The sequence below is a fragment of the Paraburkholderia sp. D15 genome, assembly GCF_029910215.1.
Taxonomy (GTDB): Bacteria; Pseudomonadota; Gammaproteobacteria; order Burkholderiales; family Burkholderiaceae; genus Paraburkholderia.
Map to the genome: position 1 here is coordinate 1,125,359 of NZ_CP110395.1, position 21,019 is coordinate 1,146,377.

Sequence of the window (21,019 nt, forward strand, 5' to 3'; positions counted from 1 at the left end):
GGTGATGCCTACGGAGTTTCATGCAGCAACCCCGTCTTGTCTTCCCTGCACAGTGGCTTGAAAAATGCCATGCGCGACTGGAGCGAAACATTCTCCGCGTCGCGCTCCACGAAATCGCGGTTCGGATCTGGACGTGCGGTCACCAGGAAGCCGCGAACACAGAAGTGCAGTTCGTACATCTGCTTGCTCAGTACAAAGGTTGTCTGCAGCGAGTGGCAGGTTATGTCGGCGTGTTCGATGTCGTCACGAAGGCCAGGCATTGCGAGATATAGCCGCAGGCAGCCATCCACTGCATTCGATACCTTCTCGAAACCCCAGAAGTAATTCCGGACGTCATCGATCACTGGTGTTGACTGATAGAACTGCTCGATGATTGCCCGGTCCGCCGAGCTGCGCTCAACCCAGTTAGCGTAGGCCGTCTCGTAGTCACGGGCGGCTTCATCAAACCGTGAGGTGCGGGCAGGGGCGACGATCTGATCGAGCAGGTGCATGGTGCGCATCTGGTATTGCGCGAGGGAAACGGTGAGGTCGTCTGTCGCAGCGCGTACAGCGTCGTGACTTCTTGTGATGGCTTCCCTCTCTTTCTGCTGCTGGTCAAGACGATGCGTAATCCATGTCCCCAGGATCGTGGAAAGCACGAAACCCAAGGCCACGACCAGCATCGGGTGGCGACTCCACGAATCCAGCCGCGAGGCGAATGTCGCGCGAACTCGTGCTGGTTTGACAGCAGCAACGAACGTGTTTTTTGGTAGATGAGCACTTCTACGCTTGAACAAGGCGCCTCCCGGGTCCCGTTTTTAAATGATGGATCACGGCGATTATCGGTGCGCCGATCCGTTCCGGCAAAGTCACTTTGGCCTCGCATTCGTGCGGGGCTTTTTTATTGGATTCCGATATGCAAAACGACAACGATTCCCAGACACCGGCCGCGCTTTCCATGCCGGCCGCCGCGTTCCGCGACAAGGCATTCAGATCGCGCACGGTGGTGTTTCCCGATGGCGGGACCGCAGCAGTCGAGCAGGGTCGCGTTGCCGTTACGATGCCGGAACACATTGCTTTCCTGGAACAGCACGCCGGGTTTGAGCGTGTCGGGCGCGCCGATGGAGACAGTTGAGCATGGACGCCGTGACCGGTATGGACCGCAACACCGGCAGGCCCATTGCCGGCGTGGCGCATCTGAAGCAGAGCATTGGCGACATTCTCTCGACCCGCAGAGGCTCGCGGCGCGAGCGGCCTGACTACGGCAGCGACATCCCGCGAATGGTTGACCTGCCGGTCACGCGGGGGTGGATTTCGACCGTTCAGGCCGAGGCCGCACGGGCGATCGGACGGTGGGAGCCGCGCATCCGGCTCTCGCGTGTCTCGGTCCTGTCGGTCCTCGACGCGCGGGTGACGTTCAGGATACAGGGCATCTATCTGGGCAGCGAGGTGCTGCTGGAGGTAACGACGTGAACACCATCGATCTGACGGCCATCGAGCCGCCCGACGTGGTCGAGACGCTCGACTTTGAAGAGATCTATCAGGACCTGCTGGAACACTTCCGGAGCATCTATCCCGAATGGAGCGCCGCGCTGGAATCCGATCCCGTGGTGAAGCTGCTCGAACTCGCGGCATACCGGGAGGTGCGTTACCGGGCGCGGGCCAACGACGCCGCGCGCTCGGTGATGCTCGCGTTTGCGACGGGCACAACGCTCGAACACCTCGCTGCGCTCTTCGGGATCGGCCGGCTCACGGTAAGGCCCGCCGACCCGGAAAGCGGGGATGAGGGCCTCAAGGAAAAAGACGACGACCTGCGCTCGCGCACGCAACTCGCGCCGCAGGGCTATTCGGTAGCGGGTCCCGAAGGGGCTTACCGGTCGCATGCGTTAAATGCCGACGGGCGTGTGCTGTCGGTTTCGGTGACGAGCCCGGCACCGTGCGAAATCGTCGTCACGATCCTCTCGCGCGAGGGCGATGGCACGGCCAGTGAAGAACTGATCGGGATCGTGACGAAAGCGTTGCGCGCCGAGGATGTGCGACCGCTGGCGGAAAAAGTGACGGTGCGCGGCGCGCAGATCATCCGCTATCGCATCCGCGCGACCCTCGTGTTCTTCGCCGGTCCCGACCGGTCCGTCGTGCTGACGGAATCCAGGAAGCGCGCACGGCAGTACGCCGATGACATGCACCAGCTGGATATGGAAGTTACCACGGACGGCCTGCATGCCGCGATCCGGGTACCGGGTGTGCAGAAAGTCATTCTGGAAACGCCGCCGGACGGAATCCGGGTGTCGAAGGGGCAGGCGAGTTTCTGCACGGACATCGAACTGATTGACGGAGGCGTGTATGACGGCGGAGCGCAGCAATAGTCTGCTATCGGCTGGCCTGCTTCCGGCTGGTCTGCTGCCGGCGAATTCAACGAAGCTCGAGCGGAGCATCGCGGCGGTCAGTGCGCGTAGCGATGACATTGCGCTCCCGCTTGCCGATCTGATGAACCCGGATGCGATTCCGCTCGCGCTGCTGCCGTGGCTCGCATGGGCGCTGGGCGTGGACACGTGGAAAGACTACTGGCCTGAGCAGGTCAAGCGTGCGCGCGTGAAGGCGGCGATTCCGATCGCGCGCAAGAAAGGCACGGTTGCAGCCGTGCGCGAGGTGATCGCCACGTTCGGCGCCAATCTCGCGTTACGGGAATGGTTCGAGACGGAGCCGCCGGGCCCGCGCGGTACGTTCGAGATCGTCATGACGGTCAGCGCCCGCGACGGGGTGCCGGCCACGGCCGCCTATGTCGCCGACATCATCGCCGAGATCGATCGTGCCAAGCGCGCGAGTGCGCATTACACCTTTACACAGGGGGTATCGATGCAGGGTACGCAGCGCGTTGCGGCGGCCGTGCGGCCGGCCCTGTATCGCCGCCTCTCACTTACGGATCAGTAACGATGATCGGATCACTCATCAATATCACCGATGCGGGCCGCGCCGCGCTCGTCGCACCCGGTAACACGGGCACCAGCGCGCACCGTATCGTTGAGATCGGTCTGGGTACGGGCCTCTTCGATGCGGCCGATCGCACGCTTAAAAAGCTGCCGAACGAACTGAAGCGCATTACGACGTTCGGCGGCGAGAACGTGGCACCCGACACGATCCACGTGACGTTGCGCGACGACACCGCCGACCAGTACGCGCTGTATGGCTTCGGCCTGTATATGGAAAACGGCGTGCTGTTCGGTGCGTACTGCCAGAAGCCCGAAGACGGCCCGATCATGGAGAAGTCGCCGGCGGCGATGCTGCTGCTGTCGGCCGACATGCAGTTCGCGACGATCGACGCGGCCCAGCTCGTGTTTGGCGACGCGAATTTTACCAATCCACCGGCGACCACCGAGCGGCAGGGCGTTGTCGAGCTGGCGACACAGGCCGAGGTCGACGCCGGTGTCGACGACGTGCGCGCCATCACGCCCAGGACGGCGGCGACCCGCTATGCGGCACTCACGGGCGCCGCCTTTACTGGCCCCGTGCAGGCGGGCGCGCTCGTTGGCGAAGCCGATGCGCAGTTCTACGTGAAAGGCGCGAGCGGAGCGAATGGACGCGACGCGAAGATCCGTTTGTATGGCACGTTCGGCAACAATGCGGATACGGGTACGCGCCTCGCCGCGTCGATCCGCGCCGGCTTCAATGGGGGTAACTGGGGGACCGAGTACCTCGATTTCTGCCTGAACTATGGCGCGGCGAACGACGCGCAGAAGGATTCGTTGCAGGCACGCGTCCTGCGCCTTGTGGCGGGCGGCCGTGCGCTGTTCAACACCGCCGTTGATGACGGGACCAACATCGCGCAGTTCGGCGGCAACGTCAGCACGCGCGGTGTGCATACGTTCGGCTTCGGCTCGACCGTGAGCTGGATCTCGAACGATCCCACGGTGACCTATTTCCGCTCGAATGGTCATGTGTCGCTCGGCTCCGAAGCCGCTGCGGGCTTCCTCGATCTCGTCGCCGGCGGTGGTCAGCCGCGCATGCGTGTCACGGCATCCGGCCGCGTGCTTTTCGGCAAGTCGGATGATGACGGCGAAAACATCGCGCAGTTCAACGGCAACACACGCACGTACGGGTTTGCCTATGCCGGCGCGTATGGCTCTGTGAAGGCATGGATGGCGGCCGACGCCGGCGCCGGCTATTTCCGCACCGCCGGTAACGCGTCGATCGGCACCGAGGCACCGTATGGATTTACGGAACTGCTGGCGGGCGGCACGTCGTTGGTCAAGGTGCTGCCGTCCGGCCGGGTGCTGATGGGCAACACCGCCAACGATGACGGGACAAATTCGCTCCAGGTGGACGGCTCCGCCCGGTTCAACGGCACACTAAGCGTCGGTAAAAACGGGGCAGAAGGACGGATACTGCTCGGCTCGAACGATGGATATTTCTATGCCAATGAGAAACAGGCCGGCTTCTACTCGCCGACGAACGGCCAGTTTCAATACGAATTCGGGAACAGGAATCTCACCGTTCAGGGCAACGCTGTATGGCACGCGGGCAATCTGCGCAACCCGTGGAGCACAGACAACCTGGCGAACCCATGGCACGCAGGAAATCTGCCGAGCCCGTGGCATGCGGGCAACCTGACGCCGCTGGATGTTGCCAAGGGCGGCACGATCTTCAATGACGTGGTGTTTGCCGATGGCAAGCAACTGCTACTCGGCGAAGGTAACGCCACGCGTCCATCGCTGACATTCGTCAACGATGGCGCACCGGACACAGGTCTGTTTCATATCGCCGATGGGGTGTTCGGGATCACCACCAACGGCGTCGAGTCGGTACGGTTCGGCACCAACAAGGAAGTGATTTTTGCAGGCACGCCGAAGGCGCAGACGCCGGCGCAGTTCGACAGCGGTCCGGACCTCGTCAACGGCGAGGCGCTGCAACGCGCGCTAGGCAGCTATTCCGGGGCACGCAGTTACACGCCAGGCTCGGTCGTTCTCACCGAGAAGAACATCGGGCAGGCCATTGTCGTGGCCGCGTCGCAGGGTCCGCAAACGTGGACGACGCCGGAATTGGCGCGACTGCCTATCGGCGCCGCGTTCCGCGTCAACAATCTTTCCGGTTACACCGTCAATTTTGTTCAGCAGAACGCCAATGACCGCTTTATGAGCTCGTTCGACGGAAGCGGTGGCTCCATGTCATTCCAGGTTCCTTTCGGCAGCGAAGTGACCTTCATCAAGTACCAGCCCTATACGTGGCTTGTGGTCGGTACGGGCGCGGATTTTCTGGGGCCGCTTTTCGGTTCATCTCTCGGCTCGAGCGGATTCCAGAAGCTGCCCAGCGGGATGATTTTCCAATGGGGAAATGGCGTCACGTCGAACGGGGCACTTACACAGACGCTGCCAATGACCTACCCGCGATCGCAACTCATCGGCGTTTCGAATGCGACCGGCGGCGGCAATTTCCTCACGAACGTTTATTCCCTGAGTCAGAGCCAGATCATTATTTACGGCTATATCGCCAACTCTGCACAAGGTGGCGCGACTTACGGCGCCGGTCCGATCAACTGGTTTTCACTCGGGTTCTAGCATGACCCAGATATATGCACACCTCGACGCCGAGCGCGTCGTGACGGGCTTTTATTCGGACGCAATCCACGCGCCTGACCAGATCCCGGCCGGCTCCATCCAGATCACCAGCGCGGACCATGCACAACTGCTCGAAGGGCAGAGCGCAGGGAAGCGGATGGCGCTTTGCGCGGAAGGCAAACCGCAGCTACTCGACCCGGCACCGCCGGGCGAGGAAGTACTCGCGGAAATCGCGCGCCTGCAACGTGACCAACTGCTCGCGGAAACGGATGCCATCGTTACGCGGCAACGCGACCAGCTCGACGAAGGTCGCGTGCCTGATCTCGACGACGAACAGTACAGGTCGTGGCTCGTCTATCGCCGCGCGCTGCGCGACCTGCCTGACCAGACGGGATTCCCGACGGAAATCGTCTGGCCGCAGAGGCCGAGTGCAACCGGCAAGCCGGCCACCGACGCAACGCAGCCAGCGGGCGGTGCGTCGACGCTGACCCAGCCAGGTCCGCCGGTTGCCTGATCCGGTTGTATTACACCCCATGACCGCCCGAAGACGTTGTGTCGGGTGGTCATTTTTTATGGAGAGACCTCATGGGTGCAACATCGTTTTTCCACGGCGTGACCGTGTCGCTCGTCGACAGCGGTCCCCGTACCATCGCCGTGCCGTCGTCGTCGATCGTCGGCATGGTCAGCACGTACACACCCGGCGCGGATCTCGCCGCGCCCAATGTGCCGGTGCAGCTCACGAGCTATCGTGAAGCGGTCGCGGCATTCGGCGAGAAAAGCGCGATCGCGCAGGCCGCACGCGCAATCTATGCGCAGAGCAAGGCCGTGATCGTTGCGAGCGGTGTTCCCGATGGTGTCGCGGGCGGCGAACCTGCTGCGCTGACCTCGGCGATTATCGGTGGCGTGACAGCGGGCGGCGCACGCACCGGCATGCAGTCGTTGCTCGATGCGAAATCGAAATTCAACGTGCAGCCGCGGCTGCTGCTTGCTCCCGGCTTCTCGTCGAAGCAGGCCGTAGCGAGCGCCATGGATTCGCTCGCGGGACGGCTGCGGGCGATCGGCATCATCGACGGTCCGAACACCGACGATGAGGCAGCCATCGCGTATGCGAAGAATTTCGGCAGCAAGCGGCTCTACATGGTCGACCCCGGTGCGATGTACTGGGACACCACCGCGAATGCGGATGTGAGCGCGCCGGCGTCACCGTATGCCGCAGGGCTCTTCTGCCAGACGGACGCCAACGTCGGTTTCTGGGCGTCGCCGTCGAACAAGGAAATCACCGATCTCACCGGGACGAAACGGCCGGTCGAATTTCTCGACGGCGACGAGACGTGCCGCGCGAACCTGCTGAACAACGCGAACGTCGCCACGATCATCCGCGACGGCGGGTTCCGGCTGTGGGGCAACCGCACGCTGTCGGCCGACGCGAAGTGGAAATTCGTCACGCGCGTGCGCACGCTCGACATCGTGATGGATGCGGTACTCGCGGGCCACAAGTGGGCGGTCGATCGCGGCATCACGGCGACCTACGTCGCGGACGTGACCGAAGGGCTGCGGGCGTTCATGCGCGATCTGAAAAACCAGGGCGCGCTGATCAATTTCGAGGTGTACGCCGATCCGGAGCTGAACACCGCAACGCAGCTCGAGGACGGCAAGGTGTACTGGAACATCCGCTTCACCGATGTGCCGCCGGCAGAAAACCCGAACTTCCGCTTCGAGGTCACCAACCAGTGGCTGACCGAAGTGCTCGATACCAATACGTGAGAGGTGATACGTGATTCCGGAAACACTCTATAACTTCAATGTGTACACCGACGGCAGGGGCTTTGCCGGGCGTGCTACGCAATGCACGTTGCCCAAACTGAAGATCAAGACGGATGACCATCGTGCCGGCGGCATGGACGCGCCCGTGAAGATCGATCTCGGCATGGAGGGGCTCGAAGCCGCATTCCAGATGTCGACGATGGAGCGCGATGTACTGAAATTCTTTGGTCTCGCCGATGCGACGGCATTCAACGGCGTGTTCCGCGGTGCCTTCCGCGATACGAAGGGCGCGACCAAGGCGGTGGCCGTGACATTTCGCGGGATGCTCTCGGAGTTCGATGGCGGCGACTGGAAGCCCGGCGAAAAGGTCGATGCCAAATTCACCGTGTCGCTGACGTACTACAAGCTGGAGATCGACGGCGTGGTCGTGCACGAGATCGACGTGCTGGGCATGGTGCGCATCATCGACGGGGTGGACCAGCTTGCCGAGGTGCGCAAGGCGATCGGTATGTAGCGGTATGTAGCGGTATGTAGCAGCGTGTCGCGACATTCAGCGGATTACGACGACGTGCGCGGCATAGTGACTTTGACATGAACGGCGGGCCACGCGGCCCGCCGTTTCTATCTGGAGACAGGAAAAGATGGACAGCAATACGGTTAGCAGTGCGGGCGACAGCCACGATAAAAGCGCGGTCGATCGCGTCGATAACGTCACGGTGAAGCTGGACTACCCGACGTCCTTCGACGGCGTGGTGCGCGATGTGCTGACGTTGCGCCGCCCGAAGGTGCGGGACATGCGCGCCGCGCAGAAGGTCGCGCCGGGCGATGAAGAGGGGCAGGAGATCGCGATCTTTGCGGCGCTGGCGGGCGTCTCGCCGAACGACCTGGAGGGCATGGATCTCGGTGATTATCACCGCGTCCAGGACGCCTACTTTCGCCTCACATCCTCTGGCAAGAATAAGCCAGGCAACGCTCAAGGCGTTGGCAAAGCGGCTGCTTAAGGAACACGGCGTGCAGCCGGCCTCGATCGACGGGATGACGCTCGACGAGGTGATCTGGTGGCTGACGGATTAATGCCGGGGGAAGGAATACATGGCAAACGACATTGCACTTGGCATCGTGATCGGCGGCGCCGTGTCGGCTACTTTCGGCCGGGCGATTACCGAGACCAGTTCGCGCATCACGGGTCTGAAGAAGACGGCGAACGAGGCGCGGCTGTGGCAGCGCACGATCGGCGAAACGCGCGATCTGCAGGACGAGTTTCGCCGACTGCATGCAGCAGGCGACCGGGCAGCAGACGGGATCCGTCGCCGGATCGAATCGAATCTGCGCACGCTGCGCGACAACGGAGTCGAGGTCGATCGCCTCGAGCGGGCCTATACGCGTCTCGGGCAGACCGCGCGCGGTCTCGATCTGAAAGCGGCGGGTCACGAGCGGATTTCGGCCGGCCGCGAGGGCGTGCGCGGCGCAATCGGCGACGCGGTGAAGTTCTCGGCAGCGGTCGCGGTGCCGGCGACGGTCTCGGCCGACTATCAGGCCATTATCCGCGACATCGCGATCAAGGCGGGCATCGCACGGACCGCGCAGGAAGCGTCGATGGGCGAGCGCATCCGGCGCGATGCGCGCGATAACGGTATCGGGCGCAACGAGCTCGCTGAAGCGGTCAACCAGATGGTGGCGGGTGGCATGGACGTAAGCCGCGCGCTCGACTTTGCACCGCTTGCGGCGAAGTTCTCGATCGGTCAGGCGGCGACGACGGTCGAGACCGCACGGATGATCCAGGCGCTGCAGCAGAACGCGAAGATCACCGATCCGCGGCAGATGGAAAAGGCGTTCGAGGCGATCGCGTTTCTCGGCAAGGAAGGCTCGTTCGAGTCGGCCGACATGGCCCGCTGGTTTCCGGTGCTGCTCGCCGAGATGCAGAAGATCGGCATCACGGGACAGGATTCGGTCACGCAGCTCGGCGCGATGCTGCAGGTGCAGATGAAGACGGCCGGCAACGCAGATGAAGCCGCGAACAATCTCAAAAACTGGTTCTCCAAGATCGGATCCAATGAAACCGCGAGCAACTACAAAAAAGCTGGTGTCGACTATGAAGCCAAAATGCGCGAAGCGATCGGCAAGGGCTGGTCGACGCTCGAGGCTTCCTTCGTTCTCGCGCGTGCGTATATCGAACGCACCGACCCCGCGAAGGCGAAACAGCTTGCGGCTGCCGCGAGCAACATAAACGGCGAGGCCGATCCGGATAAACGCCGCGCGCAGATCGCCGCGTTCGAAGACACGATGAAGACGGGCGACCTCTTTAACGACATGCAGGTGAAGGCGGCGCTGACCGCGTACCTGCAAAACGCCGATCTGTACCAGCGCCTGAAGAAGGATTCCGCCAGCGCGAGCGGCGAGATCGCAAAGGATCTGGCCGACCGGCGCGATGCGTCGAAACAGGTGTGGAGTGAGGTCGGGCAGCAGTGGAACGACGCGATGCGCAGCATCGGCGATGCGTTGCGGCCGGTGACCGACGCCGCGGGCCATGCGACGAAGTCGGCTGGCGAAGGCCTCGCGAAGATCACCGACGCGGCGCCGAAAGCGACGGTCGCTGTCGCCGGTGTGGCGGCCGGACTGCTCGCGTGGCGCGGTGCAAAGTCGCTTTTCCGGATCGGGCGCGGCGCGCTCGACGTTGCGCGCGGGTCGATTCTCGTCGCGCGCGGTGGCAAGGCAGGCGGTGCGGCGAAGGGCGGCGGTGTGGCAGGCGCCGCGGGTCGTGTGCTGGAGACGCTCGGCGGTGCGGCTGCATCGGCGGGCGTGCAGCGGGTCTTCGTGGTCAACATGCCCGGTGGTGCAGAAGGTGCAGGCGGTGGACTCGCTGGCGCTGCCGCCGATATGGCGGATGATCTGTCGGGGGCAGGTAAGGGTAAAGCGGCGGGGCGCGCTGCCGGTCGTGCAGGACGTGCCGGCCGGATCGGTCGCGTGTTCGGTGCGGCGCGTGGACTTGCGGGGCGCTGGGCAGGCCGCCTGTCCCGACTGGTACCGCGCGCGTTGCCTGCTGCGTTACCCCGCGTGTTGCCCCGTGTTTTGCCACGCCTCCTGCCGCATCTCGGCAAGCTCGCAATGGCGGGCTCCGTGCTGAAGCTCGGGCTGGCGGCAACCGACGCGTATGCGATTGCGAGCAGTCACGACACGCGCGCCGCGAAGGCGCAGGGCTTTGCGGGTATCGCCGGCAATCTCGCCGGCGGGCTGCTGGGTGCCAAGATCGGCGCGTCCATCGGTGCGCTGGGTGGGCCGATCGTGCTTGCAATCGGGGGCGTGGTCGGCGGCGCATTGGGCACGTTCGCCGGCGGCAAGGCACTGCGCGCGGTCACGAAATGGGCATGGCCAGGGTCCGGGGAGAACGACGCACGCGGCGGTAGCCAGCAGGCTGTCGCCGACGCCCTCGCGAAGGCGAAAGCACTGCAGAAAGGGCCGGGCGCGGAGAAGCCCGTCGCGAAGATCGACCAGCAGAACACCTTCGCGCCGGTGTTTCACGTCACGATCCAGAGCGAGCCCTCGAGCGATGCCGCTGACCGGTTTCTCGCGAAGGTGTCGCCGCAGCTGCAGCGACTGATGAAGGATCAGCTCGCGAAGAGCAACCGCTCGGCGATGTTCGATAGTCCGCATCTGTAGGAGGCGAACAGCGTGGATTTCACAAGACAGATCACCCAGGCCGCAACCCAGGCGGCGATCGCAACCGAACGCGTACAGAACATGAGTCGCGTGGCCGGGCGCAACCAGCCCGCAAGCGAAAACACGGTGACGGTATTGCAGAAGCTCGCGGCCGGCAATCTCACGAATGCGGCCGGACTGCTCTCGGGTGCGGGCAGCGCACTGTCGGTCGCCGGCAACCTGAGCCCGAAGGTGGGGACGGTCGTGCGCAGCCTGAACGCCGTGCAGTCGTCGGTAGGCACCGTCCTCAAAATCGCCAGTGGGTCCAGCTACCCGCTGGTCAGCTCGGCAGCGAAGTCGGTGAGTACGGCGCTCGGCGATGTGCGCACCAAATTCAATGCGTGGTCAGGCGTCAAGGAAGGCGCGTCGCCGGGCGCCGTCGCACCTTCGTTTGTCACGTCGACGGGGAGCGGGTCACTGCTGCCCGGTGTTCTCGATGGCGCGTCAGGCGCAACGCCCCACCTCATGACGCTCGCGTCCGATGCAGGCGACACGTTCCACTTCAATCTGTCGACCGCGGCGTTCGACAAGCTGCGGCGCACCACGAAATACCGGGTGGCATCGCAGGAGCGGCTGAACCGGCAGGAGGCGTTGCAGGCCGTCAGTCAGGGCGGTGAAACGATCACGCTCTCGGGTGTCGTTTTCGCAGCGTGCGCTGCGGGCGCCGCTGGCTCAGGCCATGTCGGAATGCGGCAGATCGATGCGCTGCGTACGATCGGCGGCAGGATGAAGCCGGTGCAACTGACGACCGGCTACGGCGAGGTACTCGGCCGCTGGTATCTGCAGGGCGTCGACGAGGAGCAGGACGCGCTGATGTCCGACGGTGCGCCACGCAAACAGACTTTCAGCCTGGAGTTCGGCCGCTATGGCGAAGACTATAAGAACCTCTGACGGCGATGTGCTCGATGCGATCTGCCATGCGTTCTACGGATCGCTTGCGGGCGTGGTCGAGGCGGTGTACGAAGCCAATCCAGGTCTTGCGGCCCATCCGCAACCCTTCGCCGCCGGCATCATCGTGACGCTGCCCGATCTCGATGTGCAGCGCGATGAACCGGTCCAGCTCTGGACCTAGGAGAAACAATGCAGGCCATTTTCCAGATCGTTGCCAACGGCGACGACATCACGCGTGTGATCGAGGATCGCGTGCTGCGCATCCGCACGGTCGATAAACCCGGGCTCGAGGCAGACGAGTGCGAGATCGAGCTCGACGATCGCGACGGCAGGATCCAGTTTCCGCCCAAGGGCGCCACGCTGAAGATCTCGCTCGGCTGGAGCGGCAAGGCACTCTCGTTCATGGGCGAGTATGCGGTCGACGAGATTGCCCTGAAAGGGCCGCCCTCGTCCGTTGTAATCCGCGGCAAGCCGGCCAACATGCGCGCGGGTGCGAAGACGCACCGGTATGGTAGCTGGGAGAACGTGAAGCTTGCGGACATCGTCGGCGACATTGCCCGGCGCAACCGGTGGGCCGCCGCGTGCAGCGTCGACACGCAGGTGCCACGCGCCGACCAGTTCGGCGAGAGCGATCTGCATTTTGTGACGCGCCTCGCACGCCAGCATGGTGCGACGGCGACCGTGAAGGCGGGCAAGCTGATTGTGGCGAGCCGCGGCGCTGGCAAGAGCGCGAGCGGCAAGCCGTTGCCGGGCATCACGGTGACGCCGGATGCGCTGCTCGATTACGAGATTACCTTTCCGGATCGCGCGAGCTTCGTCGCCGTTCGCACGAAAGTCCATGACGCGAGGACCGGAAAAAAAATCGATCTGACGATCCCGAATCCCGATGCGCCGCCCGGCGCGTCGGCGGTACATACCGAGCGGCACGCGTTCGCAAGCCACGAAGCGGCGAAGGCAGCGGCGAACGCGCGGCTGCAGAAACTGAACCATCACACGGCGAAGAGCACGATGACGATGACCGGTCGCGCGGACTTCGCGGCCGAGAAGACCGTCACGCTCAAGGGTTTCAAGAAGGAGGCCGATGGCGACTTCCTGATCGAGTCCGTGACGCACACCTTCGCGGGCCGCAGCTGGGAGACGCAGGTGGAACTGAACGCGGGCAATAGGGGCAAGGCGAAGGTCGGGCATGGAAAGAAGCCCGCGAAGAAAATCAATCTGGTGGTGCCGGCGCCGTCACATTAAAGACAGCTGTGCACGCGTACAGCCATTCATGCGTGCAGCAATTCAACCATCCGCCGCCCGTGCAGACATGCCGGGCGGTTTTTTTATACGTGAACGGATAGCCCGATGGGTGACCAGCATAACAACGATCTGGCGGTGCAGATCGCGCGTTTCGGCGAGCAGTTGCGCAGCGTCGCGGCGAGCCTCGAGGACATCAAGACGTCGGTGCAGCCGGTTGCCGCGCTTGATCGCGCGATCGCCGAGATGTCGATTCACAACCAGAACGCGCGCAAGGACATCGAGCTGCTGTGGGCGCGCCTGGATGAAGGAAAGAAGGAGCGGGCCGCGCTCGAGGACCAGATCGGCGGCGTCGACGAAAAAGTGGCGGCCATGAAGAACACCGCGAGAGGCGCGATGTGGGTGCTCGGGATCGTGCTCGGCATCGTGCAGACCTTTCTGGTGGGCTCGATCGTGTGGGTGTTCACGCATATCAACGAAGGCGACATCCTCAACCGGCTGCAGCAGCAGCGGATCGAGGAGCTTGAAAAAACATTATCGAAAGGAGCAGGCAATGCCCGTAACAACAGTTGACCAGAAGATCGATGCGCTGATTGGGCGCGAGGGTCGGTACTCAAACAATCCGGCCGACGCCGGCGGCGAGACGATGTGGGGGATCACCGTGGCGGTCGCGCGCGCGTTTGGTTACACCGGTGCGATGCGGGACATGTCGCGCGCGGTCGCCGCGCAGATCTACCGCAGCCGCTACTGGCTGCAGCCGAAATTCGATCTCGTCGATGCGGTGTCGTCGGCGCTTGCAGAAAAGCTCTTCGATATCGGGGTTAACTGCGGTCAGCCCGTCGGCGTGCGGTTCATGCAGCGCGCGCTGAACGTGCTGAACCAGAATGCGCGGGCGTTCGCCGATATCGCCGTCGACGGTGGCGTCGGTGCGATGACGCTCGCCGCACTCCGGGCGTTTCTCGCGGCACGCGGCGTCGACGGGCACCGCGTGCTGATGGGCATGGTCGCCGCGCAGCAGTCGGTCTACTACATTGAGCTCGCCGAGAGGCGGCCGGAGAACGAGACGTTCGAATACGGCTGGCAACTCAACCGGGCATTTGGCCATGAATTCGGCCATGAATCCGGAGTAAGCGCATGATGGATTTCCTGAAGACCGCTGCGCCGTGGCTGGTCACCGCGCTGACGGGTGGGGTGCCGGGCATTGCCGCGATGGCCGCCTCGACGATCGCCGGCAGGCTCGCGCTATCCGACACGTCGGTCGATGCGGTGCAGGCCGCGTTGACTGGCCAGCAGTTCGGGCAGCAACTGACGCCCGACCAGCTGCTCGCCCTGCGACAGGCCGATGACGACTTTGCCCTGAAGATGCGTCAGGCCGGCTTTACACACGCGGAGAACATGGCCGGCATTCAGGTCCAGGCCGACAAGGTTGCGGCGGACGACCGCGCAAGCGCGCGAAATTTCGCGGCAGCTGAGCATGATCACACCGCGCGCAATTTAGCCTACATGTACACGGTGGCGCTGTTCGGCGTGATCGGTCTGGAATTCCTGCTCGCAGCGCAGCAGATCAAGGTCGACGACAGCGTGATGCGCGCGCTCGATACGCTGTTCGGCATCCTGATCGCGATGGTGCTGGGTTCGAAAGAATATTTCTTCGGATCGTCGTCGCGCGCTGACCGGCAGGCTGCAGCGATCACGCAGTTCGCCGTGTCGCCGGACACCATCGTGTCGACGCGTGATTCCAGCACACCCGCACCCCTCAAGTGATTGGAGGCTCGGCAACGCATGGGCAAAAAAAAGCCTGCCGCAGAGGAGGACGGCAGGCCAGATCTCAGCGGCCTGAGAGGAGCTGAGAGGAGCATAAAGAAGACGCCAATATCGCACAGATAGGGCAGCTTAACCCGGAAAAAAAAGCCCACCTTTAAGGCGGGCGTAAGCATCCGGGGATCAGTCCGATTGCGGACGCCTATTCTAGGAGTTTCAATTACTCGCGTAGCGATAAATCCGTTGGTTTCAATTGGATTTAACAGTCTTCTCACGCTACGGAATAACGCAAATCAAATCGCATAAAGAAACTTTCATGGCGCTTTCCCGCGCATGAAAAACAGGGCGACCGGCTGGATGTTCGCGCATCTCCGCCGGTCGCCTCTCCACTGCTTGTGCCAGTGAATCAGCCAGGGCCCTGCTACCTACCGGTAGGCGGGCCGGATTCTACACCACGTTTAAAAACGGCTTTCACAATGGCAACTCCCATCATTCCATGGATCGGCGGCAAGCGCCGCCTCGCAGATCACCTCATCCCGCGTTTCCCCGCACACGATTGTTATGTCGAAGTCTTTGCAGGCGGCGCTGCGCTTTACTTCATGCGTCCGCCGGCGAAGGTCGAGGTCATCAACGATATCAACGGCGAACTCGTCAATCTGTACCGCGTCGTGCAGCACCATCTGGAAGAGTTCGTCCGCACGTTCAAGTGGGCGCTCACCAGCCGGCAGGTGTTTAAATGGCTGCAGGACACGATCCCGGAAACCCTCACCGATATCCACCGAGCGGCGCGCTTCTATTATCTGCAGCAGAACTGTTTCGGCGGGAAGGTCGAGGGGCAGTCATTCGGCACGGCGACCACTGCGCCGCCGGGATTGAACCTGCTGAGGCTTGAAGAAAACCTGTCGGCAGCGCATTTACGGCTGTCGAACGCCTATATCGAAAACCTCGACTGGAAGCAGTGCATCGATCGTTACGACCGGCCACATACGCTGTTCTATCTCGACCCGCCTTACTTTGAAACGGAAGGATACGGTGTGCCTTTCGCGTTCAGCGAATACGAAGAAATGGCACGAAAGTTACGAACGATCAAGGGCAGGGCGATCGTCAGCCTGAACGACCATCCCGCGATCCGCAGTGCATTCGAGGGATTTCATATTGAGACTGTCGATATCAAATACACCGTGGGCGGTGGTGGTCGGGAAGCACTGCGCAAGGAGGTGATTATTTTTAGCTGGGACGACGCAGCGCAGCCGGCGGGTCTGTTCTAACGTACGGGCACTGCACTCAATTGCGCCGACAATGAGCTTTTGCAGGTCCGCATCGCCTGCTGCGCGAAGTGTCTATTATGGCACCCTGATCGTTCCTGCAAATTTCACATCTTGCCCAATGGCGAGTTAATCGACGTTGCGGCGTGTCAGTGCTCAACGCACGGCAGCCATTTTGGGAACTGCGCGAAAAAGCTTTCGCTTACGTATACCTTGTAGACGGCCGGCGCATCGGTTCCGACGGTCGAGTCCACAGCGTCGTCAACAGTAGGCGCAGGATCGATGCCTGTGCCGGCCGCCCACGCCGTCAGGTCGTCTGCAAGTTCCGCGGCGTCTTCGCGCGGCACGCGTAGTCTGATCGGTTTCATTTTCATTGTCCTCGAATTGGTGAGCCAACTTTATCAACAGTAGCCGTTCACCGAAGCGAATGGGAGGGCACTGGTACGGGTGCCGGCGCGCGGCTGCCCGCCTTGTCTCCAGGCCGCTCGTAGCTTGATGATTTAGCGAAGGGGTGTCCCGCGTGCGGCGCCTCGACGGCCCCGCCCGGGTAATGTCGGCCTATCGCTTTCGGCCTGGTCTCGTCTCCTACCGGCCCTACAATTGACCTCAGACGTGATTATTCTCTAGGGGCCTGCACCGCCTCATGGCGACGCATGCGGCGTGTCTTCTCGCGCGTAATCTGCGACAGGAAAACGCATTGTGCACACCAGTTGCCGGACGTTATCTGCCGGGGCCGTGTCCACCAGCGATGACCCCGCGCGCACTCCCATTCGAGCTTCGTCTCGTTGTCAACGTAATTATCGGACATGCACTGTCCCCCACGTTCGGCTGCAATCGAACGCATCGTCTCGATGCCTCGCCGTTGACGGTCTTCGGTGCGACACGTCGGACACCAACTCCCTTTGATAATCTCCGAGCCCCATGCCAGCCATTCGTGTCCTTGAGCACACCGGAACGGATACCGGGTCCGGATACGTTGATAAGCTGACGCCAGACACTGACCGCCTTGACGTTCGGCTGCCCGTTGCAGATCCGCCAGTCCGCCCGATCGACGAGCACGATCGTGGACGCAGTGCGGGCACCACGCCTTACGCATCACCTCGGTTCCGCTTGTTTCCCACTCGTGACCCTGAGCGCATCGAAACCGGTATTGAGCCGCCTTTCCTTCATAGACCGTCGACAGACATTCGCCACCACGCTCGTGGGCGCGTTTTCGTATTGGAAGAAGCCCGCCCTCGGCCCAGAGCTGGCGTTCAGCCCTTCGCATGTTTGAGCACGCCGGGCACCAACTGCCCCCGAGGACGATATCGGCTGTCGTCTGAAACCTATGGCCAATCGCACAAACGAACTGGTATCTGCCGTTCAATCCGCGGTAAGAGCGAGCGAGGCATTCGCCCCCGGACTGCTTAGCGATGTTGCGCATGCGGTGCATGACCCCCTCGACCCGGCAACGCTCGCACGCTATCCGAGCAGCGCGTAGGAGGTGCTGACCGCCACGTTCCCACTCGTGACCTTGTCCGCATCGCAGTCGATACCGACGGTGCTGTCCGTGCCAGTCGGTGTCGAGCAGACGCAGTCCCGCATCGACAAACTTGCTTCGGATTCCGGCCAGCCGCTCGTCGCGAGAACGTTGCGCGGACAGATCGGGCGCTTGCGTCTGATACCGGAGTAAAAGCGAAACGGCCTGCAAAACGGTTGACGCGCCTCCTTCATGGGCAAGCGCCGCCTGCGTGATAGTCAAGCCGTCAACCAGTACAGCCCTCGCCATTGCGGCGCTGCGATCCGATATCGGTCTTCCCACCTTTCCTGGTCGTCTCGCGGCCGCTACCAACATCTCGAACTCTTCGCGCGTCATGCGTTGGAAGCTGGGAGACCCACGTGGCATTCTGCTTTCTCTCCTGAAACTGATCTGCAAACTCGACCGGACTATTCGCCGTCTTTCTTCGGCGGGTTGATTCTAAAAGGAAGAGGCAAACGGAGTCTGCGTTCTACCTCAGAAATTATCAAGGTCTCAAGATAACGCGCATATACGCGGTGGAATTTGATGCGGCGACTGTTTAACGCGGGCCATTGATTCGGGTAAAATCGCGCGCACCGTTAGAGCGTAATGACACCGCCTGATTCGCATTTCATGCGATGTGAATAATTGAAGTTGAAAGGATTATGAGAATCGGGTTTATTTTCCTGTCGGGGCGGATTTAAAAAACATTCGGCGCCCGAAGTCTGCATCTTTTACTTGCAGTCAATATCAAAGTGAACTGGCTGCCACCTGTTTTGTGGCGGCCATATGCGTTTTCCATAGACAGGATCCAGCATGGCTTACGAAGTGCTGCAGGGCGCACTGCGCGCCGGGTATACGCAGTTGGGGCGTCTTGTCAGGCTCGACACGCCGCTCGGCGAAGACTGGCTCGTACCGATGTACGTGAAAGGTTCAGCCCGCCTCGGAGGCAATCTTGAATTCACAGTCGATGCCGTATCGGCGCACGGTGAAAAGATCAAGCTCGGCGCGCTGGTGCTGAAACCGGTCACGCTCTGGATTCAGCAGAACGATGGCACCGACATGCCGATCCACGGCTACGTTCAGCATGCACGCCGTCTCGGAAGCGATGGACCGATGGCCTATTACCAGATCCGGTTTTCGTCCTGGCTTGGCTTGCTCAAACTGAGCAGTGACTGCCGCGACTGGCAGGAAGCGAACGGCCAGCAGATTCTCGCCGATGTGTTCGCCAAAACGCCGCAGGCGCAAGGGCAGTACCGTTTCGAGTTGCGCTCGCCGATCCGTTCGTACTCGCAACGTGTGCAATGGGAAGACGACTGGAACTTTGTCTATCGCAGCATGGAAGAGGTCGGCGTCTTCCCGCGTTTTGAATTCGCGAAGGACGGCAAGTCACACACGATCGTCATCATGGATGATCTGTATTTCGTTCCGCCGCTGCCGCAGCAGGTGGTGAAATTCAGCCGCTCGGGCACGGACGAGGAATTCGACGGTCTGACGCAGTGGAGCGAGCAGCAGGATACGCAGAGCGAATCGATCACGACGAACACGTTCGATTACATGCGTCCTGACCTGCCGAAAGAGGTCAACTCACCCGCATTCAGTCAGGACGAACTGCCCGCGCAAGGTGAGCAGTACATTTACACCGGCGGCTACTCATGGTCGGACAGCGACATGGGAGAGCAACAGGCGCGCATTCGTGCCGAGGAAATGGCGAGCCGCTCGAAGCGTTACTTCGGTGTCGGCGGTTTGCGCTGCGCACTGCCCGGATACTGGTACCGGCTCGATGGCCACCCTGTTCACGACAGGGAAGCGGCAAATGATCGCGAGATGGCGATCATTGCTGTCGACTGGCAGATCCAGAACAACGTACCCGGCATTGAAGCCCTCGCGCGGTTCCCGAAGAGCCTGCGCGCCGAAGTCGAACAGGCCCGCGCAGCGGGCGCGGGATCGACAGTCCGTCACGCGGATGGCAGTGCGGGATTCTTCCAGGTGGAGATTGAAGCGCAGCGTCGGCGCGTGCCGTTCCGCAGTCCGTTCAAGCACCACAAGCCCGAGATGCATCTGCAAACGGGCATTGTCGGCACACCGGATAACGAAGAAATCTTCACCGACGCATTGAACCGTTCGAAGGTCTGGCTTTCGTGGAGCCGCAAGGGCCGCGATGAACGCGCGTCGGCATGGATACGTGCCGCCATGCCTGACGCGGGAAGTCAGCGTGGCGGCCATTTCGCGCTGCGCAAGGGAGACGAAGTGCTCGTCGGCTTCGTGAACGGTGATTGTGATCGTCCGGTGATCATATCGAGGCTGCATGGTGGTGCGACGAAGCCGGTGTTCCACTCGCACGGGCTGTTCTCCGGCCATCGTTCGAAGGAATACGGTGGCGATGGTTTTAACGAATTCCTGATGGATGATGCCAGCGGACAAAACCGCGTGAGTCTGTACTCGACCAGTTACAGCACGGGCCTCCATCTGGGATATCTGATCCAGCACACGGACAACACGCGTGGCGCATTCATCGGCACAGGCTTCGATTTGCGTTCGGGCGCATATGGTGCGTTGCGCGCTGCGCAGGGCATGGTCATTTCGACACAACCCGTCGCTACCCAACCAATGAACGTGTCCACCGCGACCGGGCAACTGGCCGGCGCCGAGGCTGTCCTCGAGACGGTTTCCAAGGCAAGTGAGACGAACCGGGGCGAGAGCCTGCAGGATGGGCATGACGCGCTCAAGACCTTCACCGATGCAACCCAGCACAGTGTTGCAGGGACGGTGGGTAAAGGTGGCCGGACGGCAGGCGGCGGGACGGGCAACGCGAATGGTTTTTCGAAACCCGTCATGGTGCTGTCCAGCCCCGAAGGTATTGCGCTCAGCACGCAGCAGTCAGTTCACGTAACCGCCGATCAACACGTCAACACGGTCGCGCGCAAGAACGTCATTCTCGCTGCGGGTAAATCGCTCCTTGCCAGCGTGGTGGACGGCATCAGCCTTTTCGCGCAGAACCTCGGGATTAAACTCATCGCGGCAAAAGGGCAGGTTGATATTCAGGCGCTCAGCAATGCGATGAATCTGCTTTCGCAACTCGATCTCAAGGTGGAGAGCGCGACGGGACGACTGGTTCTAACGGCCAAAACGGAAGTGTGGCTCGGCGCGGGCGGCTCGTACATCAGCATCAAGGGTGCGGGCATCGAGAACGTCACGACCGGGCACATCCTGGAGCGGTGCGCCACGTGGGACAAACCGGGTGGCGCGAGCGCGACGATTAGCGATCCACTGCAGGCAACGCCGGTCGCAACGAAAGGTGGACGCGGCCTGTCTTTTTCCGGCTGACCGCTCCCGTCCGTAGAACATCTCTTACGAATCACAACGGGAATGAA

General features: G+C 62.1%; 20 protein-coding genes. 18 read left to right on the forward strand and 2 right to left on the reverse strand.

Translation table 11 applies throughout. The features are described from left to right. Positions 1-8: 8 nt before the first annotated feature. On the reverse strand, positions 9-662 hold the full coding sequence (locus LFL96_RS04920; RefSeq protein ID WP_280998681.1) for a hypothetical protein: 654 nt from the start codon (positions 660-662) through the stop codon (positions 9-11). A 233-nt stretch (positions 663-895) separates the two neighbouring features. On the opposite strand from LFL96_RS04920, the gene LFL96_RS04925 reads away from it, so the two are divergent. The 17 genes from LFL96_RS04925 to LFL96_RS05005 all read left to right on the forward strand — a co-directional run bounded on the left by LFL96_RS04925 (position 896) and on the right by LFL96_RS05005 (position 16,150). Then, positions 896-1,114: a hypothetical protein gene (locus LFL96_RS04925; protein ID WP_280998683.1), complete on the forward strand. Its 219-nt coding sequence runs from the start codon at positions 896-898 to the stop codon at positions 1,112-1,114. A gap of 2 nt (positions 1,115-1,116) precedes the next feature. After that, on the forward strand, positions 1,117-1,452 hold the full coding sequence (locus LFL96_RS04930; RefSeq protein WP_280998685.1) for a GPW/gp25 family protein: 336 nt from the start codon (positions 1,117-1,119) through the stop codon (positions 1,450-1,452). Continuing rightward, positions 1,449-2,345, forward strand: coding sequence for a baseplate J/gp47 family protein (locus LFL96_RS04935; RefSeq protein WP_280998687.1), 897 nt, complete (start codon positions 1,449-1,451; stop codon positions 2,343-2,345). Before LFL96_RS04930 ends, LFL96_RS04935 begins: the two co-directional genes overlap by 4 nt. Continuing rightward, positions 2,323-2,910 (forward strand): phage tail protein I, encoded by a 588-nt coding sequence (locus LFL96_RS04940; protein WP_280998689.1) that lies wholly within the window; start codon positions 2,323-2,325, stop codon positions 2,908-2,910. Before LFL96_RS04935 ends, LFL96_RS04940 begins: the two co-directional genes overlap by 23 nt. Before the next feature lie 2 nt (positions 2,911-2,912). Next, a complete protein-coding gene (locus tag LFL96_RS04945) occupies positions 2,913-5,531 on the forward strand; it encodes a phage tail protein (RefSeq protein ID WP_280998691.1) in 2,619 nt (872 codons plus the stop codon). 1 nt (position 5,532) lies between these two features. After that, positions 5,533-6,045: a phage tail assembly chaperone gene (locus tag LFL96_RS04950; protein ID WP_280998693.1), complete on the forward strand. Its 513-nt coding sequence runs from the start codon at positions 5,533-5,535 to the stop codon at positions 6,043-6,045. 71 nt (positions 6,046-6,116) lie between these two features. Next, complete coding sequence (locus LFL96_RS04955) at positions 6,117-7,295, forward strand: phage tail sheath family protein (RefSeq protein WP_280998695.1); 1,179 nt, start codon at positions 6,117-6,119, stop codon at positions 7,293-7,295. Positions 7,296-7,305: 10 nt separating this feature from the next. Then, on the forward strand, positions 7,306-7,809 hold the full coding sequence (locus LFL96_RS04960) for a phage major tail tube protein (RefSeq protein WP_280998697.1): 504 nt from the start codon (positions 7,306-7,308) through the stop codon (positions 7,807-7,809). A gap of 127 nt (positions 7,810-7,936) precedes the next feature. Continuing rightward, positions 7,937-8,296, forward strand: a complete 360-nt coding sequence (locus LFL96_RS04965) for a phage tail assembly protein (RefSeq protein ID WP_280998699.1) — start codon at positions 7,937-7,939, stop codon at positions 8,294-8,296. A 91-nt stretch (positions 8,297-8,387) separates the two neighbouring features. Beyond that, positions 8,388-10,952: a phage tail tape measure protein gene (locus LFL96_RS04970; RefSeq protein ID WP_280998701.1), complete on the forward strand. Its 2,565-nt coding sequence runs from the start codon at positions 8,388-8,390 to the stop codon at positions 10,950-10,952. A gap of 12 nt (positions 10,953-10,964) precedes the next feature. After that, on the forward strand, positions 10,965-11,882 hold the full coding sequence (locus tag LFL96_RS04975; protein ID WP_280998703.1) for a phage tail protein: 918 nt from the start codon (positions 10,965-10,967) through the stop codon (positions 11,880-11,882). After that, positions 11,857-12,063, forward strand: a complete 207-nt coding sequence (locus LFL96_RS04980; RefSeq protein WP_280998705.1) for a tail protein X — start codon at positions 11,857-11,859, stop codon at positions 12,061-12,063. Before LFL96_RS04975 ends, LFL96_RS04980 begins: the two co-directional genes overlap by 26 nt. An 8-nt stretch (positions 12,064-12,071) precedes the next feature. After that, complete coding sequence (locus LFL96_RS04985) at positions 12,072-13,124, forward strand: contractile injection system protein, VgrG/Pvc8 family (RefSeq protein ID WP_280998707.1); 1,053 nt, start codon at positions 12,072-12,074, stop codon at positions 13,122-13,124. 105 nt (positions 13,125-13,229) lie between these two features. Further along, positions 13,230-13,694, forward strand: a complete 465-nt coding sequence (locus LFL96_RS04990) for a hypothetical protein (protein WP_280998709.1) — start codon at positions 13,230-13,232, stop codon at positions 13,692-13,694. Then, a complete protein-coding gene (locus LFL96_RS04995) occupies positions 13,675-14,259 on the forward strand; it encodes a glycosyl hydrolase 108 family protein (RefSeq protein WP_280998711.1) in 585 nt (194 codons plus the stop codon). The genes LFL96_RS04990 and LFL96_RS04995 overlap by 20 nt, the downstream gene beginning before the upstream one ends. After that, complete coding sequence (locus LFL96_RS05000) at positions 14,256-14,885, forward strand: hypothetical protein (RefSeq protein ID WP_280998713.1); 630 nt, start codon at positions 14,256-14,258, stop codon at positions 14,883-14,885. Before LFL96_RS04995 ends, LFL96_RS05000 begins: the two co-directional genes overlap by 4 nt. Before the next feature lie 473 nt (positions 14,886-15,358). Beyond that, positions 15,359-16,150 (forward strand): DNA adenine methylase, encoded by a 792-nt coding sequence (locus LFL96_RS05005; protein ID WP_280998715.1) that lies wholly within the window; start codon positions 15,359-15,361, stop codon positions 16,148-16,150. A gap of 146 nt (positions 16,151-16,296) precedes the next feature. Here the strand turns inward: LFL96_RS05005 and LFL96_RS05010 are convergent, their stop codons facing one another. After that, positions 16,297-16,515, reverse strand: a complete 219-nt coding sequence (locus LFL96_RS05010) for a hypothetical protein (protein ID WP_280998717.1) — start codon at positions 16,513-16,515, stop codon at positions 16,297-16,299. Between the two features lie 1,946 nt (positions 16,516-18,461). Between LFL96_RS05010 and LFL96_RS05015 the strand changes: the two genes are divergently transcribed. Continuing rightward, complete coding sequence (locus LFL96_RS05015) at positions 18,462-20,972, forward strand: type VI secretion system Vgr family protein (protein ID WP_280998719.1); 2,511 nt, start codon at positions 18,462-18,464, stop codon at positions 20,970-20,972. Positions 20,973-21,019 lie beyond the last annotated feature (47 nt).